Source organism: Phenylobacterium zucineum HLK1 (genome assembly GCF_000017265.1).
GTDB lineage: Bacteria > Pseudomonadota > Alphaproteobacteria > Caulobacterales > Caulobacteraceae > Phenylobacterium > Phenylobacterium zucineum.
The window spans coordinates 1,921,222-1,935,673 of the sequence record NC_011144.1 but is presented as its reverse complement, the minus strand read 5'-3'; the positions used below and the strand labels follow the sequence as shown (position 1 = coordinate 1,935,673).

The window sequence follows — 14,452 nt, the reverse complement described above, 5'->3', positions numbered from 1 at the left end:
GGAAGGCATGGCTGCAGACGTTCTGGTGGTCGACGACGAGGTGGACATCCGCGAGCTGGTCGCGGGGATCCTCTCGGACGAGGGTTATGCGGTCCGGACGGCGAACGACTCCGAATCGGCGCTGGCCGCGGTCCGCGCGCGCAAGCCCGCGCTCCTGATCCTCGACATCTGGATGTCGGGCGGCGGGATGGACGGCCTGGAGCTGCTCGATCTCGTCAAGGAGCTCGATCCCGACCTTCCGGTGATCATGATCTCGGGCCACGGCAACATCGAGACGGCGGTCAGCGCCATCAAGCGCGGCGCCTACGAGTTCCTGGAGAAGCCGTTCAAGTCCGACCGGCTGCTGCTGGTCGTGGAACGGGCGCTGGAGGCGGCCAACCTGCGGCGCGAGAACCGCCGGCTGCGCGCCCAGGCCATCACGCCTGAGGGACTGCTCGGCAAGTCGGTCGCCGCCCAGCAGCTCCGCCAGATGATCGCCAAGCTCGCGGGCGCCAACAGCCGCGTCCTGATCTCGGGCCCGCCGGGCGCGGGCAAGGAGACGGTCGCGCGCCTGATCCATGACGCCAGCCATCGGGCCCGCAACGAGTTCGTGCCGATCAGCGCCGCCGGCATGACGCCCGAGCGCATGGACATCGAGCTGTTCGGCCAGGAGGGCGAGGGCGGACGTCCGGCCAAGATCGGGGTGTTCGAACGGGCCCACGCGGGCACGCTCTACCTCGACGAGGTCGCCGACATGCCGCGGGAGACCCAGGGCCGCATCCTGCGGGTGCTGGTGGAGCAGCGGTTCCGGCGCGTGGACGGCGACTCGGACGTCCAGGTGGACGTGCGGGTGATCTCGTCCACTTCCAAGGACCTGCGCGAGGAGATCGCCGCCGGCCGCTTCCGCGAGGACCTGTTCCACCGCCTGAACGTGGTGCCGGTGAACGTGCCGGGCCTGGCCGAGCGGCGCGAGGACATCCCCGAGCTGATCGACGACTTCATCACCCGCATCTGCGACGCCACCGGCCTGCCGCGGCGGCGGCTGTCCGACGACGCGCTCGCCATGCTCCAGGTGCGCGCCTGGCCCGGCAACCTGCGCCAGCTGCGCAACAACGTGGAGCGGATGCTGATCCTGGCGTCGGGCGCGCCGTCCGAGCCGATCACCGCCGAGATGCTGCCGCCCGAGGCTTCCGTCAGCGACCAGGCCGGCTCGTTCGGCGCCGAGCGGATCATCGCCCTGCCGCTGCGCGAGGCCCGCGAGGTGTTCGAGCGCGAGTACCTGAACGCCCAGATGCTCCGCTTCTCGGGCAACATCAGCCGCACCGCCGCCTTCATCGGCATGGAGCGTTCGGCCCTGCACCGGAAGCTGAAGTCGCTGGGGCTCTCCGGTGCCCGCCCCCTCGAGACCGAGGAGGCCTGAGCTTGGGCCGCATCGCCTACGTCAACGGCCGCTTCGTTCCCCACGGGGAGGCGTTCGTCCACATCGAGGACCGCGGCTATCAGTTCGCCGACGCGGTCTACGAGGTCTGGGCGGTGTTCGACGGCCGGCTGGCCGACGCCGAGGGGCACTTCGCGCGCCTGGAGCGCAGCCTGGCCGAACTCGGCATCGTCATGCCCATGAGCCGCGCGGCCCTGACGCTGGTCCTGAAGGAAACCCTGCGGCGCAACCGCATCCGCGAGGGGCTGCTCTACCTGCAGGTCAGCCGCGGCGTCGCGCCCCGGGACCACGCCTTCCCCGCCGAGGGCGTCCGGCCGGCTGTGATCGTCACGGCCAGCCGCGTCGACCGCGCCGCGGCCGAGGCCCGGGCGGCCCGGGGCGTGGGCGTCGTCACCACCCCCGAGAACCGCTGGGGCCGCTGCGACATCAAGACGGTCGGCCTGCTGCCGAACGTGCTGGCCAAGCAGAAGGCGCGCGAGGCCGGGGCCGTGGAGGCCTGGTTCGTCGACGAGCTGGGCCTCGTCACCGAGGGCGCGTCCTCCAACGCCTGGATCGTGGACGGAGACGGCGTGCTGCGGACCCGCGACACCAACGCCAACATCCTGCGCGGGGTGACCCGCCTCAGCCTCATGGAGGTGATCCGCGAAGCCGGCCTGAAGGTCGAGGAGCGCCCGTTCACGCCCGAGGAGGCGCGAAGCGCGCGGGAGGCCTTCATCACCGGCGCGGGCACGATCGTGCTGCCGGTCGTCAGCGTGGACGGCAAGCCCGTGGGCGACGGGTCGCCCGGCCCGGTGGCGAGCCGGCTGCGGCGTCTCTATATCGAGCGGGCGAAGGCGCGGTCCGTCTGATCGTCCGCCCGCGATTGCGCCCGTCGCCAAAGCCTGTTTAGCGTGACCCTTGTGTGTGGGCGGACCTGGCCGCCCGTCATAACCAAAAGGCGAAAAGCCATGAGCGACAAGAAACAGAACCTGCAGGACACCTTCCTGAACAGCGTGCGCAAGTCCAAGACGCCGCTGACGATCTTCCTGGTGAACGGGGTCAAGCTGCAGGGCGTGGTGAGCTGGTTCGACAACTTCTGCGTTCTGCTCCGCAGGGACGGGCAATCCCAGCTCGTCTACAAGCACGCCATCTCCACCATCATGCCGGCTCAGCCCGTGCAGCTCTATGAGCCGTCTGACGACGAGGCCGATTGAGTTCTTCGAAATCCGTTGACCGTGAGGCGCCCGTCCAGGGCGCCGTGGTGATCCACCCGGACCGCGAGGGCCGGACGAGCGCCGTACGGGACCCGCAGGCCCGCCTCGAAGAGGCGGTCGGCCTTGCGCAGGCGCTCGACCTGGAAGTCCGCGAGACCCTGGTCGCGCCCCTGCGGCGGCTGACGCCCGCCACCCTGTTCGGCAAGGGCAAGGTGGAGGAGGTTGCGGCGGTCGTGGACTCCGTCGAGGCCGACGTGGTGGTCGTCGACGACGCGCTCACGCCGGTCCAGCAGCGCAACCTCGAGAAGGCCTGGAAGGCCAAGGTCATCGACCGCACGGGGCTGATCCTGGAGATCTTCGCCCGCCGCGCCCGCACGCGGGAGGGCCGCCTGCAGGTCGAGCTGGCCCGTCTGACCTATGAGCGTTCGCGCCTCGTCCGCACCTGGACCCACCTGGAGCGCCAGCGCGGCGGCTTCGGCGTCATGGGCGGCCCGGGCGAAACCCAGATCGAGACCGACCGGCGGCTCCTGGCCGAGAAGATCGGCAAGCTGAAGCGCGAGCTGGTGGAGGTGCGCCGCACCCGAACCCTGCAGCGCTCGGCCCGCCGTCGCGTGCCGTACCCGACGGTGGCGCTGGTGGGCTACACCAACGCCGGCAAGTCCACGCTGTTCAACCGCCTGACCCAGGCCGAGGTGCTGGCGCAGGACATGCTGTTCGCCACCCTCGATCCGACGCTGCGGATGCTGAAGCTGCCCGACGGGCGCCCGGCGATCCTGTCGGATACCGTGGGCTTCATCTCGGACCTGCCGCACGAGCTGGTCGAGGCGTTCCGCGCCACGCTGGAGGAGGTGCGCGAGGCCGACGTCGTGCTGCACGTGCGCGACATCGCCAGCGAGGAGACCGAGGCGCAGGCGCAGGACGTGCGGACGGTGCTCCAGCGCCTGGGCGTCGACATGGACGAGCGGCGCATCCTGGAGGTCTGGAACAAGGTCGACCTGCTGCCGGCCGACGAACGCCAGGACGCGGCCGGCGACGCCCGCCGGGCCCATCCGCCGGCCATCCTGGTCTCGGCGGTCACGGGCGAGGGCTGCGACGACCTCCTGAGGGCCGTCGGCGCGCTGGTGGACGAAGCGCCGCCGGTGGACGTCTATGCGCCGGCCGGGGAGGGCGCGGCGATCGCCTGGCTCTACCGGCACGGCCGGGTGGTCGAACGGGTGGAGGGCAAGGACGGCAGCGTGCGCCTGGCGGTCAGCCTCTCGCCCCAGGCGCTGGGCCAGTTCGAACAGCTGTTCCCGCACGCCGAGGTGCGCGGGGCGGGCTGACGCCCGCCTGCACCGAATCTCCACAGTCCGCGCCGGTCGGCCTGCACCGGCGCCGCTCAAAGCTGCGGGCCATGGACGAGCTCTTCTCCCCCGCGCCCGGCGGATGCCGTTTCTCCCTCAGCGCCGCCGGCGAGGCTTGGTCCTGGCGGCTGACCACGCCGGATGGCGACAGCCTGGGCGGACTCGCCCCCGACCCCAAGACCGCCCGGCGGTCAGCCGCCTTCGCCGCCTATGCGGTGGCCGCGCTGGAGCGGACGCGCCGCCGGCGCTTCTAGGTCAGGGTGACGTAGAGTTCGCTCTCGATCACCCATTGGCCGGTGACCTTGCGCCAGACGGCCAGATAGGTCCCGGACATCTCGGGCTGGCCCTTCCAGTCGGCGCGCCAGCGGCCCTGTTCGGCGGCGCGCTGTCCCGCGGCGTCCAGCTCCACGGACGCCGTCTCGCGCACATAGGTGACGAAGGCGGGATCGGCGAACTGGCCGGAGAAGGCGTCCACGACCGCGTCGGCGCCCACGATCAGCCCGCCGTCGCCGACGATCAGCTTCACGTCGGGCGCGAAGAACGGACGAAGCCGCGCCGCCTCGTGGGCGGCGATCAGCTTGTTGGTCAGCCGCCGCCGGGCGCGGATCGCGTCCTCCGGCGCCGTCATCAGGCGGGCTGGGCCGCCAGGCGCTTGTCGAGATAGGCGCCCACGCGCTGCTCGACGTCGGGCAGGTTCTCCATCCAGAAGTGGCTGGCGCCCTCGACCACCTCGTAGTCGATCACGATGCCCTTCTGGGTCCGGAGCTTGGAGACCACGCGCTCGACCTCGACCGGCGGCACCACGCTGTCTGCGCCGCCATGCAGGATCAAGCCCGAGGCGGGGCAGGGGGCCAGGAACGAGAAATCGTAGGCGTTGGTCGGCGGCGAGACCGAGATGAAGCCGTCGGTCTCGGGCCGGCGCATCAGGAGCTGCATGCCGATCCAGGCGCCGAAGGAATAGCCCGCCACCCAGCACTGGGACGCGGCCGGATTGGTCGCCTGCAGCCAGTCGAGCGCGGTCGCCGCGTCAGCCAGCTCGCCGATGCCGCCGTCGAACTCGCCCTGGCTGCGCCCCACTCCCCGGAAGTTGAACCGCAGCACCGAGAAGCCGCGCTTCATGAAGATGTGGAAGAGCTGCACCGCCACGGGGTTGTTCATCTGGCCGCCCGCCTTCGGGTGGGGGTGCAGGATGAGGGCGACAGGCGCGCTCTCGCTCTTGCCTTGCGTGTAACGGCCTTCGATCCGCCCGGCTGCGCCGGTCAGAACCACCTCTGGCATCTAGACCCCTCTTATCGGCCTGGAATACTTGACTGCTGCGCTAGGTCTTCCTAAGTCCGGGCCATCCGATGCGGCCGGTTCCCCAAGAGCCCTGCGCGAGGCGCCGGCTTGTAGCACAGGCCGCTTCGGATGCGCGGGAAAACTGCATCGGGCGAAGGAGCCATGCGACTCTCCACCAAAGGCCGCTACGCCGTGATGGCCATGGCAGACCTCGCGCGGCGCGAGGGCGAGGCCGCCCGCGCCGTGGCGCTCGCTGACATCGCCGCGCGGCAGGAGATTTCCCTCTCTTACCTCGAACAGCTCTTCGCGCGGCTGCGCCGCAAGGGCTTGGTGAAGAGCGCCCGCGGCCCCGGCGGCGGCTATCGCCTGGCCCGCACCGCCGAGCAGACCAGCATCGCCGAGATCGTCCATGCGGTGGACGAGCCGCTGCGCGCCACCCGCTGCGCCAACGCCGGCAAGGGCTGCATGACCCGCGGCGAGCGCTGCCTCACCCACGACCTCTGGGCCGATCTCGGCCAGCAGATCGAGCATTACCTGGCCTCGGTCACCCTCGCCGACGTGATCGGCGGTCGCCTCGGAGCCCGCGCCGCCGCATGAGTTCGTCCATCTACCTCGACTACAACGCCACCGCCCCGGTGCGCCCGCAGGCGGCGGCCGCTGTGGCCCGCGCCCTGGAGGTCGGAGGCAATCCGTCGTCGGTCCACGCCGCCGGCCGGGCGGCGCGCGCCATCATGGAATCGGCCCGCGAGAGCATCGCCAGGCTGATCGGCGCGCCAGCGCCCGACGTGGTCTTCACCAGCGGCGGCGCCGAAGCCAACAACCTGTGCCTCGACAGCGCCGTGGCCGCGGGCTCGCGGCGCCTCATCGTCTCGGCCATCGAGCACGCCACCGTCACCGAGACGGCCAAGGCCTCGCCGGCCGAGGTGGAATACCTGCCGGTGGGCCGGGACGGCGTCGCCGACCTCGGCTGGCTGCGCGAGCGGCTGGCGGGCTGGGACGCTGCCGACGGGCGGCCGTTCGTGGCGCTGATGCTGGCCAACAACGAGACCGGAGTGATCCAGCCCATCGCCGAGGCGGCCGAGATCGTCCACGCCGCCGGGGGCTGGCTGCACGTCGACGCCATCCAGGCGATCGGCAAGATCCCAGTAGATTTCCAGGCGCTGGGGGCCGACACCCTGACCTTCTCGGGCCACAAGCTGGGCGCGCCGCAGGGCGTGGGCGGCCTGGCCTACGGAGCCGGGGCGACCCTGGTCCGTCGCCAGCACGGCGGCGGGCACGAACGGGGTCGGCGGGCCGGGACCGAGAACGTGCCGGGGATCGCGGGCCTGGGCGCCGCCGCCGAGGCGATCCTGACCGCCAACGCCGACTGGTCGCGTCACGCCGCCTGGCGCGACGCCGCCGCCGAGCGGCTGAAGTCGGTCGGGGCCGTGGTCATGGGCGAGGGCGCTCCGCGCACGCCCAACACCCTGTGCGTGGCCACGCCCGGCTGGACGTCGGACTTGCAGCTGATCGCCCTCGATCTGGCCGGGGTGATGGTGAGCGCAGGCTCGGCCTGCTCGTCGGGCAAGGTGAAGGCGAGCCATGTGCTCGTCGCCATGGACCAGGGCGACCTCGCGTCCTGCGCCATTCGCGTCAGCGGCGGCTGGAACACCACGGAGGCCGACTGGAACAGGTTCGCCGACGTGTGGTTCGAGGCCTATCAGCGGTTCGCCGCGCGCCGGAAGGAGGTCGCCTGATGGCCGCCGTCAAGCAGACCGTCGAGCAGGTCCAGAGTCTCGAGAAGTACAAGCACGGCTTCATCACCGAGATCGACCAGGAGTTCGCGCCCAAGGGCCTGAACGAAGACATCGTCCGCTTCATCTCGGCCAAGAAGGACGAGCCGGAGTGGATGCTGGAATGGCGGCTGGAGGCCTTCCGCCGCTGGCAGGCGCTGGAGGAGCCGGCGTGGGCGAAGGTCAGCTTCCCGCGTATCGACTACCAGGACGCCCACTACTACGCCGCGCCGAAGCAGAAGGCCGGGCCGAAGAGCCTCGACGAGGTCGATCCCGAGCTGCTCGAGACCTACAAGAAGCTGGGCATCCCGCTGAGGGAGCAGGAGGTCCTGGCGGGGGTCGAGGGCGCGCCGCGCTACGCTGTGGACGCGGTGTTCGACAGCGTCTCGGTCGTGACCACGTTCAAGAAGGAGCTGGCCGCCGCGGGCGTCATCTTCTGCTCGATGAGCGAGGCGATCCGCGACCATGGCGACCTGGTGCGCCGCTACCTGGGCTCCGTGGTGCCGGTCAGCGACAACTACTTCGCCTGCCTGAACTCGGCGGTCTTCTCGGACGGCAGCTTCGTCTACGTGCCGCCGGGCGTGCGCTGCCCGATGGAGCTGTCCACCTATTTCCGGATCAACGCCGAGAACTCGGGCCAGTTCGAGCGGACGCTGATCATCGCCGACGCCGGATCCTACGTCTCGTACCTGGAGGGCTGCACGGCCCCCATGCGCGACGAGAACCAGCTGCACGCCGCCGTGGTCGAGCTGGTCGCCATGGACGACGCCGAGATCAAGTACTCCACCGTCCAGAACTGGTATCCGGGCGATCCCGAGACCGGGAAGGGCGGCATCTACAACTTCGTGACCAAGCGGGCCGACTGCCGCGGCGACCGCTCGAAGGTGTCGTGGACCCAGGTCGAGACCGGCTCGTCCATCACCTGGAAGTACCCCTCCTGCGTGCTGCGCGGGAACGGGAGCGTCGGCGAGTTCTACTCGATCGCCATCACCAACGGCCGCCAACAGGCCGACACCGGCACCAAGATGATCCACCTGGGCGCGAACACGCGCTCGCGGATCATCTCGAAGGGCATCAGCGCCGGGAAGAGCAGCAACACCTACCGCGGGCTCGTCTCGGCGCACCCGAAGGCCAAGGGCGCGCGCAACTTCACCCAGTGCGACAGCCTGCTCATCGGCAAGCGCTGCGCGGCCCACACGGTGCCCTACATCGAGGCGCGCAACGGCCAGGCGGTGTTCGAGCACGAGGCGACCACCACGCGCCTCTCCGAGGACCAGCTCTTCTACGCCATGCAGCGCGGCCTTTCCCAGGAGGAGGCGGTGCAGCTGCTCGTGAACGGCTTCGTCAGGGACGTGCTGCAGGAGCTCCCGATGGAGTTCGCCGTCGAGGCCCAGAAGCTGGTGGCCATTTCGCTGGAAGGAAGTGTCGGCTGATGTTGTCCGTGAAGAACCTGCACGCCGCGGTCGAGGACAAGGAGATCCTCAAGGGCCTCTCGCTCGAGGTGCCCGCCGGCGAGGTGCACGCCATCATGGGGCCGAACGGGGCCGGCAAGTCGACGCTGTCCTACGTGCTGACGGGCCGCGAGGGCTACGAGGTCACCGCCGGGTCGGCGACGCTGGACGGCGAGGACCTGCTGGCGCTGGAGCCCAACGAGCGCGCCGCCAAGGGCGTGTTCCTGTCGTTCCAGTACCCGCTGGAGATCCCCGGCGTGCCGGCGCTGACCTTCATCCGCACGGCGCTGAACGCCCAGCGCAAGGCCCGCGGCGAGGACGAGATCAGCGCGCCCGAGTTCCTGAAGCTGGCCAGGACCAAGGCCGCCGAGCTGAAGATCGACTTCGACATGATGAAGCGAGCGCTCAACGTCGGCTTCTCCGGTGGTGAGAAGAAGCGGATGGAAATCCTTCAAATGGCGATGCTTTCGCCGCGTTTCCTCATCCTGGACGAGACCGACTCCGGCCTCGACATCGACGCACTGCGCATCGTCGCCGACGGGGTGAACGCGATGCGCGGCCCGGACCGTGCGATGCTGGTGATCACCCACTACCAGCGCCTCCTGGACTACATCAAACCCGACCGCGTGCACGTGCTCTCGGCCGGCCGGATCGTCGCCTCGGGCGGCCCTGAGCTGGCGCTGGAGCTGGAGCGCGAGGGCTACGACAAGTACGCGAGGGCCGCTTGAGCGTCGCCCTCGCCATACGCGCCCGCGACGCCTCGGCGCTTCCCGGGAAGCGCGACGAGGACTGGCGCTGGACCGACCTGCGCGGCCTGATCCGCCAGGTGCCCGATCCGTCGGCACCCTACGCCGGGGAGCCGCCTCCGGGCCCGTTCGACGCGATCGAGGCGGATGCGGTCCACATCCTGGCCAACGGCGGCCGGGCCGAGATCGACGTGCCGGCCGGCCAGCTCCGGACCGTGCGGCTGCGGATCGCCGCCCAGGGCGCCGGCGCCCACGCCTCCCAGGTGGAGGTGCGGGTGGGCGAGGGCGCGACCCTGCGCCTGCTGGAGAGCCACGACAGCGACGACGCCTCGCTGGCCCACACCGCGTTCGACTTCCACCTCGCCGCCGGAGCCTCGGTCGAGCGGATCGTCGTCGCGGACGACCACCCCGAGGCGGTCAACGTGACCCAGGCCGAGGTGCGGATCACGTCCGGCGGACAGTTCGCCCAGAACGTCTTCACGACCGGCGCCCGCCGCCAGCGCCTGGAGACCGGCGTGCATCACCCAGGGCAGAAAGCGATCGTCCGCCTCGACGGCGTCTACCTTCTGGAGGGCAAGGCGCACGCCGACCTGACGACGATCGTCACCCATGCCGGCCGCGACGGCCGCACCGAGCAGCTGACCAAGGGCGTCGTGCGCGACCAGGCGCGCGGCGTCTTCCAGGGCCGCATCGTGGTCGCCGAGGGCGCCGACGGCACCGACGCGCGCATGGGCCACCACGCGCTCATCGTCTCGGACCGGGCCGAGGTGGACGCCAAGCCCGAGCTCGAGATCTACGCCGACGACGTCTCCTGCGCCCACGGCAATACGGTAGGGGCCCTGGACGAGGACGCGCTGTTCTACGCCCGCCAGCGGGGCATCCCCGAGGCGGAGGCCCGGGCCATGCTGACGGAGGCCTTTGTGGGCGAGGTGGTCGACCGGGTGGCGTTTGCGCCCGCCCGCGATGTCGCCGCCGCGTGGGTCGCCGCGCGTCTGAGGGGCGCCTGATGGCCTTCGACGCCGAACAGGTCCGCGCCGAGTTCCCGATCCTGCAGCGGCAGGTGCATGGCAAGCCGCTGGTCTATCTCGATAGCGCCGCCTCGGCCCAGAAGCCTCGGGCGGTGATCGAGGCCATGACGCGGGCGATGGAGCACTCCTACGCCAACGTCCACCGCGGCCTGCACACCCTGGCCAACGAGACGACCGACGCCTATGAGGCCGCCCGGCGCAAGGCGGCCGCGTTCATCGGCGCCGCCGAGGGCGAGATCGTCTTCACCAAGGGCGGCACCGAGGCGGTGAACCTGGTGGCCTCGGGCCTGGCCGCGCGGCTGCAGCCGGGCGACGAGATCGTGCTCTCCGAGATGGAGCACCACGCCAACATCGTCCCCTGGCACTTCCTGCGCGACCGCTGCGGCGCGGTGCTGAAGTGGGTCCCGGTGCTGGACGACGGCTCGCTCGACCTCGCGGCCTACCAGGGCCTGCTGGGCCCCCGGACCCGGGTGGTTGCGCTCTCCCACATGTCCAATGTGCTGGGGACCATCAACCCGGCCAAGGACCTGGCGCGCATGGCGCACGAGGCCGGCGCCCTGGTGCTGTTCGACGGCTGCCAGGCCATCGTCCACAAGCCGGTGGACGTGAAGGACATCGACGCCGACTTCTACGTCTTCTCGGGCCACAAGCTGTACGGCCCCACGGGCATCGGCGTCCTCTACGGCAAGGCCGAGCTCCTGGCGCAGCTTCCGCCCTACCAGGGCGGCGGCGAGATGATCGGCACGGTCACGCTGGACGAGATCACCTACGCCGACCCGCCGCACCGCTTCGAAGCCGGCACGCCGCCGATCCTGGAGGCCATCGGCCTGGGCGCGGCGATCGACTGGCTCTCGGCCCAGGACCGGATCGCCATCGCCGAGCACGAGCACCGCCTGTACCAGCGGGTCCGCGAACGCCTGGCCGGCGCCAACTGGCTGAAGGTGATCGGCGAGGCGCCGGGGAAGGGCGCCGTCCTCTCGTTCACCATGGAGGGCGCGCACGCCCACGACGTGGCCCAGATCCTCGATCGCTACGGGGTGGCGGTGCGGGCCGGGACCCACTGCGCCGAGCCGCTCATGCGGCGTTTCGGGGTGACGTCGAGCGCCCGGGCCTCCTTCGCCCTATATAACACCGAGGCCGAGGCGGACGCGTTCGTCGACGCCCTCACCAAGACGCAAGCCTTCTTCGCCTAGAGTACGGACATGGATGACGGCGCTTCCATCGAAACCACGGCCACGACGCCGCTCTCCCAGGCGGAGCTCGACCGGCTGACGGACCAGCTGATCGAGAAGCTGAAGACGGTCTATGACCCTGAGATCCCGGTCGACATCTACGAGCTGGGGCTCATCTACAAGGTCGACGTCTCGGACGACAAGGACGTGGCCATCGACATGACCCTGACGGCGCCGGGCTGCCCCGTGGCGGGCGAGATGCCGGGGTGGGTCGAGGACGCGGTCATGGAGATCGACGACATCAAGTCGTGCAAGGTCGAGCTGGTGTTCGATCCGCCGTGGGACCCCTCGCGCATGTCGGACGAGGCCAAGCTGCAGCTGAACATGTTCTGATGGCGAACCTCGAAGTCACCCCCCAGCCGCGCCAGCGGCGTCCGCGTCCCAAGGTGGTCACGCTCACCGAGCGGGCGGCCGAGCGCGTGCGCGAAATCATGGGTAAGGCGGATAAGCCCTACGCCGGCCTGCGCGTGGGCGTGAAGAACGGCGGCTGCGCCGGCCAGGAATACGTCCTCGAATACGCAGAGACAGCCGATCCGATGGACGAGGTGGTCGAGGACAAGGGCGTGACCATCCTGGTCGAGCCCAAGGCCGTCCTGTTCCTGATCGGTTCCGAGATCGACTACGAAGTCAGCAAGCTCTCGGCCAAGTTCGTGTTCCACAATCCCAACGAGACCGACGCCTGCGGCTGCGGCGAGAGCGTGACCATCCAGCCGGCCAAGCTGGATTAGCGTTCCGTATCGGCGTTATGCTCCCGTCACGACGACGGGGAAGCGATCATGACCGACGACGCCGAACTCCGCCGCCTGGCCGTGCGCCGGGCGGACATGAAGCTGGGCTTCCGCACGCACCTGATGGCCTACGCCATCGTCAACGCGGGCCTGGCGCTCATCAACATCCTCACATCGCCCGGCGACTGGTGGGTCCAGTGGCCGATGTTCGGCTGGGGCCTGGGCCTCGTCGCGCACGGGGCCGTCGTCTATTTCGACGGCGAGGGCGTGCGCGACCGGATGATCGAGGCCGAGCTGGAGAAGCTGCGCCAGAAGCGCTAGCTCAGCGCCCCTTGAACGCCGTGGGCCGCTTCTGGATGAACGCCATGACGCCCTCGCGCGCGTCCTCGGTGCGGCCGGCGTCGCCCTGCGCATAGGCCTCGGCCTCGAGCTGCAGGTGCCAGGGGGCGTCCAGCGCATCCCAGACGAGGTTGCGGGTCATGCCCAGCGAGGCCGGCCCGGTCGCCAGCGCCTTGGCGTACTCCATCGCCGCCGCCATCACCTCGGCGTCCGGAACGCACTTGTTGATCAGGCCCCATTCGGCGGCGGTCTTGGCCGGCAGCTTCTCGCCCAGCAGCATCAGCTCCATGGCGCGGGCCTTGCCCACGAGGCGCGGCAGCAGCCAGGTGGCGCCGCCGTCGGGAACCAGGCCGATCCGCCGGAACGCCAGCAGGAAGTAGGCGCTCTCTCCCGCCACCGCGAGATCGCAGGCCAGCGCCAGAGAGACGCCGACGCCGGCGGCCACGCCGTTCACCGCCGCCACGACCGGCTTGGGCGACCGGCGGAGCTGGGTGACGAAGGGATTGTAGACTTTCAGCAGCGCCTGGTTCGGGCCCTTGCCGGAATCCGACACGCGGTTTGGGCCGCCCGACAGGTTCGCACCCGAGCAGAAGCCGCGGCCTTCGCCCGTGATCACGATGGCGCGGACGGCGTCGTCGTCGACCATCGCCTGGAAGGCGCCGACCAGGTCGCCCATCAGCTCCATGCCGGCGGCGTTCAGCGTCGAAGGGTCGGAGAGGGTGATCACCCCCACGCCGTCCTGGACCTCGGTCTTCACCTTGCTGGCCGCTTGAGCGCCGTCCATCGCTTCCTCCCTCGCGTTCGGGCCGATTGAACGGAGGATACCCCGGCGTCAGCCAAGGGAAAACGCGCGGCGTCAGGCCGCCGCGGCGATCGGATCGGCGCAGGAGGTGCGGTTGCGGCCGCCGCGCTTGGAGGCGTAGAGGGCGCTGTCGGCGCGCTCGACGAGGCTGGCGGGGCTTTCCCCCGGCTTGCGCTCGGCGATGCCGGCCGAGATCGTGATCGCCCCGAGGTCCTCGTTGGTCGAGCGGCGCTTGAGGATGCGGGACGAGACCTCCTCGCGCACAGCCTCCAGGACCGCCAGCGAGTCCCGGGCGCTCTCGCCGGGGAAGATGATGGCGAACTCCTCGCCGCCGTAGCGCGCCGAAACCCGCGGGGCGGGGCTGCAGCGCTGGATCACGCTGGCTACGTAGCGGATCACCTGGTCGCCCGTCTGGTGGCCCCAGGTGTCGTTGAAGCTCTTGAAATGGTCGATGTCGATGACCGCCAGGGTCACCGGGCCGCCCTGTTCGCCCTGGTCGCAGGCCCGCTCCAGCGCCTCGTCGAAGGCCTTGCGGTTGGCCAGCCCCGAAAGGGCGTCGGTCATCGCGTCGCGGCGCACCTGCTCCAGGTGCTCGCGCAGGCGGCCGAGTTCGGCGGTCGTGTCCTGCAGCTGGCTTTCCAGCGCATGGTTCTCCTCCCGCACCTTGCGCGTGGCGACAGTCAGGGTCTCGACCATCGACTTGATCGCCTGGGCGTCCTCGCCGTCGAGCGACTCGCTGGCGCTGGCCAGCTGCTGGCCGTAGGCCTCGGAGGTCTCGCGGGCGGATTCGATGGCGCGCGAGACGCTGTCCAGTTCCTTCGACAGGGTCTGACCCGCCTCGAGGATCTCGCCGTTCAGCTTGGCCTTGGGCAGGAACTGGGCGGCCAGCTGCTCGCCCACCGCATCGGTGAACGGTTCGCCGGCCTCGATCAGATGGTCGATCTCGGTGGCCAGGGCGGAATCCTTGGCCGCGACGTAGTGCACCCAGAGCTCGAAGTTGAGCGCGGTCGGCCAGACCTGGTGCGCTTCCATGGCCTCGATCGCCTTGCGGGCCAGCGCGTAGGCCTTCGGGCCCCGGAGCGATGTTTCGACGTCGGAAGACATGGTCCGCCTTCAGTTCCCC

At 70.3% G+C, this 14,452-nt stretch carries 18 protein-coding genes; 14 read left to right on the top strand and 4 right to left on the bottom strand.

The window, feature by feature from the left end:
* Positions 1-7: 7 nt before the first annotated feature.
* The 5 genes from ntrX (at position 8) to PHZ_RS09510 (ending at position 4,207) form a co-directional block, all read left to right on the top strand.
* On the top strand, positions 8-1,399 hold the full coding sequence (ntrX, locus tag PHZ_RS09530) for a nitrogen assimilation response regulator NtrX (RefSeq protein ID WP_012522281.1): 1,392 nt from the start codon (positions 8-10) through the stop codon (positions 1,397-1,399).
* 2 nt (positions 1,400-1,401) lie between these two features.
* Positions 1,402-2,265 carry a D-amino-acid transaminase gene (locus PHZ_RS09525; protein ID WP_012522280.1) on the top strand — a complete coding sequence of 288 codons (864 nt, stop codon included), beginning with the start codon at positions 1,402-1,404 and terminating at the stop codon, positions 2,263-2,265.
* 99 nt (positions 2,266-2,364) lie between these two features.
* Entirely contained in the window at positions 2,365-2,610 is a 246-nt protein-coding gene (gene hfq / locus PHZ_RS09520; protein ID WP_012522279.1) for an RNA chaperone Hfq, read from the top strand.
* Between the two features lie 47 nt (positions 2,611-2,657).
* On the top strand, positions 2,658-3,932 hold the full coding sequence (hflX, locus tag PHZ_RS09515; protein ID WP_012522278.1) for a GTPase HflX: 1,275 nt from the start codon (positions 2,658-2,660) through the stop codon (positions 3,930-3,932).
* A gap of 71 nt (positions 3,933-4,003) precedes the next feature.
* Positions 4,004-4,207, top strand: coding sequence for a hypothetical protein (locus PHZ_RS09510; protein WP_041373398.1), 204 nt, complete (start codon positions 4,004-4,006; stop codon positions 4,205-4,207).
* On the opposite strand, the gene PHZ_RS09505 is transcribed toward PHZ_RS09510, so the two are convergent.
* Positions 4,204-4,581 carry a YybH family protein gene (locus tag PHZ_RS09505; protein WP_041373397.1) on the bottom strand — a complete coding sequence of 126 codons (378 nt, stop codon included), beginning with the start codon at positions 4,579-4,581 and terminating at the stop codon, positions 4,204-4,206. The two genes, PHZ_RS09510 and PHZ_RS09505, sit on opposite strands and share 4 nt — an antisense overlap.
* Positions 4,581-5,231, bottom strand: a complete 651-nt coding sequence (locus PHZ_RS09500; RefSeq protein WP_012522276.1) for an alpha/beta hydrolase — start codon at positions 5,229-5,231, stop codon at positions 4,581-4,583. The genes PHZ_RS09505 and PHZ_RS09500 overlap by 1 nt, the downstream gene beginning before the upstream one ends.
* 162 nt (positions 5,232-5,393) lie before the next feature.
* Between PHZ_RS09500 and PHZ_RS09495 the strand changes: the two genes are divergently transcribed.
* The 9 genes from PHZ_RS09495 to PHZ_RS09455 are packed head-to-tail and all read left to right on the top strand — an operon-like array spanning position 5,394 to position 12,509.
* The gene (locus PHZ_RS09495; protein WP_012522275.1) at positions 5,394-5,828 is read left to right on the top strand and encodes an Rrf2 family transcriptional regulator; all 435 of its coding nucleotides are present in this window, start codon (positions 5,394-5,396) and stop codon (positions 5,826-5,828) included.
* The gene (locus PHZ_RS09490) at positions 5,825-6,967 is read left to right on the top strand and encodes a cysteine desulfurase family protein (protein WP_012522274.1); all 1,143 of its coding nucleotides are present in this window, start codon (positions 5,825-5,827) and stop codon (positions 6,965-6,967) included. Before PHZ_RS09495 ends, PHZ_RS09490 begins: the two co-directional genes overlap by 4 nt.
* On the top strand, positions 6,967-8,436 hold the full coding sequence (gene sufB / locus PHZ_RS09485; RefSeq protein WP_012522273.1) for a Fe-S cluster assembly protein SufB: 1,470 nt from the start codon (positions 6,967-6,969) through the stop codon (positions 8,434-8,436). Before PHZ_RS09490 ends, sufB begins: the two co-directional genes overlap by 1 nt.
* Complete coding sequence (sufC, locus tag PHZ_RS09480; protein WP_012522272.1) at positions 8,436-9,182, top strand: Fe-S cluster assembly ATPase SufC; 747 nt, start codon at positions 8,436-8,438, stop codon at positions 9,180-9,182. Before sufB ends, sufC begins: the two co-directional genes overlap by 1 nt.
* The gene (sufD, locus tag PHZ_RS09475; RefSeq protein ID WP_012522271.1) at positions 9,179-10,207 is read left to right on the top strand and encodes a Fe-S cluster assembly protein SufD; all 1,029 of its coding nucleotides are present in this window, start codon (positions 9,179-9,181) and stop codon (positions 10,205-10,207) included. Before sufC ends, sufD begins: the two co-directional genes overlap by 4 nt.
* Positions 10,207-11,421 carry a cysteine desulfurase gene (locus PHZ_RS09470; protein WP_012522270.1) on the top strand — a complete coding sequence of 405 codons (1,215 nt, stop codon included), beginning with the start codon at positions 10,207-10,209 and terminating at the stop codon, positions 11,419-11,421. Before sufD ends, PHZ_RS09470 begins: the two co-directional genes overlap by 1 nt.
* Positions 11,422-11,430: 9 nt before the next feature.
* Entirely contained in the window at positions 11,431-11,793 is a 363-nt protein-coding gene (locus PHZ_RS09465) for an SUF system Fe-S cluster assembly protein (protein WP_012522269.1), read from the top strand.
* Complete coding sequence (locus PHZ_RS09460; RefSeq protein ID WP_012522268.1) at positions 11,793-12,188, top strand: HesB/IscA family protein; 396 nt, start codon at positions 11,793-11,795, stop codon at positions 12,186-12,188. Before PHZ_RS09465 ends, PHZ_RS09460 begins: the two co-directional genes overlap by 1 nt.
* 48 nt (positions 12,189-12,236) lie before the next feature.
* Positions 12,237-12,509 (top strand): 2TM domain-containing protein, encoded by a 273-nt coding sequence (locus tag PHZ_RS09455; protein WP_012522267.1) that lies wholly within the window; start codon positions 12,237-12,239, stop codon positions 12,507-12,509.
* A 1-nt stretch (position 12,510) separates the two neighbouring features.
* On the opposite strand, the gene PHZ_RS09450 is transcribed toward PHZ_RS09455, so the two are convergent.
* Together PHZ_RS09450 and PHZ_RS09445 are read right to left on the bottom strand one after the other, a co-directional pair.
* Positions 12,511-13,311 (bottom strand): enoyl-CoA hydratase/isomerase, encoded by an 801-nt coding sequence (locus tag PHZ_RS09450; RefSeq protein WP_012522266.1) that lies wholly within the window; start codon positions 13,309-13,311, stop codon positions 12,511-12,513.
* A 72-nt stretch (positions 13,312-13,383) separates the two neighbouring features.
* Positions 13,384-14,433, bottom strand: coding sequence for a GGDEF domain-containing protein (locus tag PHZ_RS09445; protein ID WP_012522265.1), 1,050 nt, complete (start codon positions 14,431-14,433; stop codon positions 13,384-13,386).
* Positions 14,434-14,452 lie beyond the last annotated feature (19 nt).

Coding starts and splice junctions, on each gene's coding strand:
- PHZ_RS09460 (WP_012522268.1), top strand. CDS start 11,793: ATGGCGAACCTCGAAGTCACCCCCCAGCCGCGCCAGCGGCGTCCGCGT.
- hfq (WP_012522279.1), top strand. CDS start 2,365: ATGAGCGACAAGAAACAGAACCTGCAGGACACCTTCCTGAACAGCGTG.
- PHZ_RS09465 (WP_012522269.1), top strand. CDS start 11,431: ATGGATGACGGCGCTTCCATCGAAACCACGGCCACGACGCCGCTCTCC.
- PHZ_RS09490 (WP_012522274.1), top strand. CDS start 5,825: ATGAGTTCGTCCATCTACCTCGACTACAACGCCACCGCCCCGGTGCGC.
- PHZ_RS09500 (WP_012522276.1), bottom strand. CDS start 5,231: ATGCCAGAGGTGGTTCTGACCGGCGCAGCCGGGCGGATCGAAGGCCGT.
- PHZ_RS09495 (WP_012522275.1), top strand. CDS start 5,394: ATGCGACTCTCCACCAAAGGCCGCTACGCCGTGATGGCCATGGCAGAC.
- PHZ_RS09455 (WP_012522267.1), top strand. CDS start 12,237: ATGACCGACGACGCCGAACTCCGCCGCCTGGCCGTGCGCCGGGCGGAC.
- ntrX (WP_012522281.1), top strand. CDS start 8: ATGGCTGCAGACGTTCTGGTGGTCGACGACGAGGTGGACATCCGCGAG.
- PHZ_RS09510 (WP_041373398.1), top strand. CDS start 4,004: ATGGACGAGCTCTTCTCCCCCGCGCCCGGCGGATGCCGTTTCTCCCTC.
- PHZ_RS09505 (WP_041373397.1), bottom strand. CDS start 4,581: ATGACGGCGCCGGAGGACGCGATCCGCGCCCGGCGGCGGCTGACCAAC.
- sufC (WP_012522272.1), top strand. CDS start 8,436: ATGTTGTCCGTGAAGAACCTGCACGCCGCGGTCGAGGACAAGGAGATC.
- PHZ_RS09470 (WP_012522270.1), top strand. CDS start 10,207: ATGGCCTTCGACGCCGAACAGGTCCGCGCCGAGTTCCCGATCCTGCAG.
- PHZ_RS09450 (WP_012522266.1), bottom strand. CDS start 13,311: ATGGACGGCGCTCAAGCGGCCAGCAAGGTGAAGACCGAGGTCCAGGAC.
- PHZ_RS09445 (WP_012522265.1), bottom strand. CDS start 14,433: ATGTCTTCCGACGTCGAAACATCGCTCCGGGGCCCGAAGGCCTACGCG.
- sufB (WP_012522273.1), top strand. CDS start 6,967: ATGGCCGCCGTCAAGCAGACCGTCGAGCAGGTCCAGAGTCTCGAGAAG.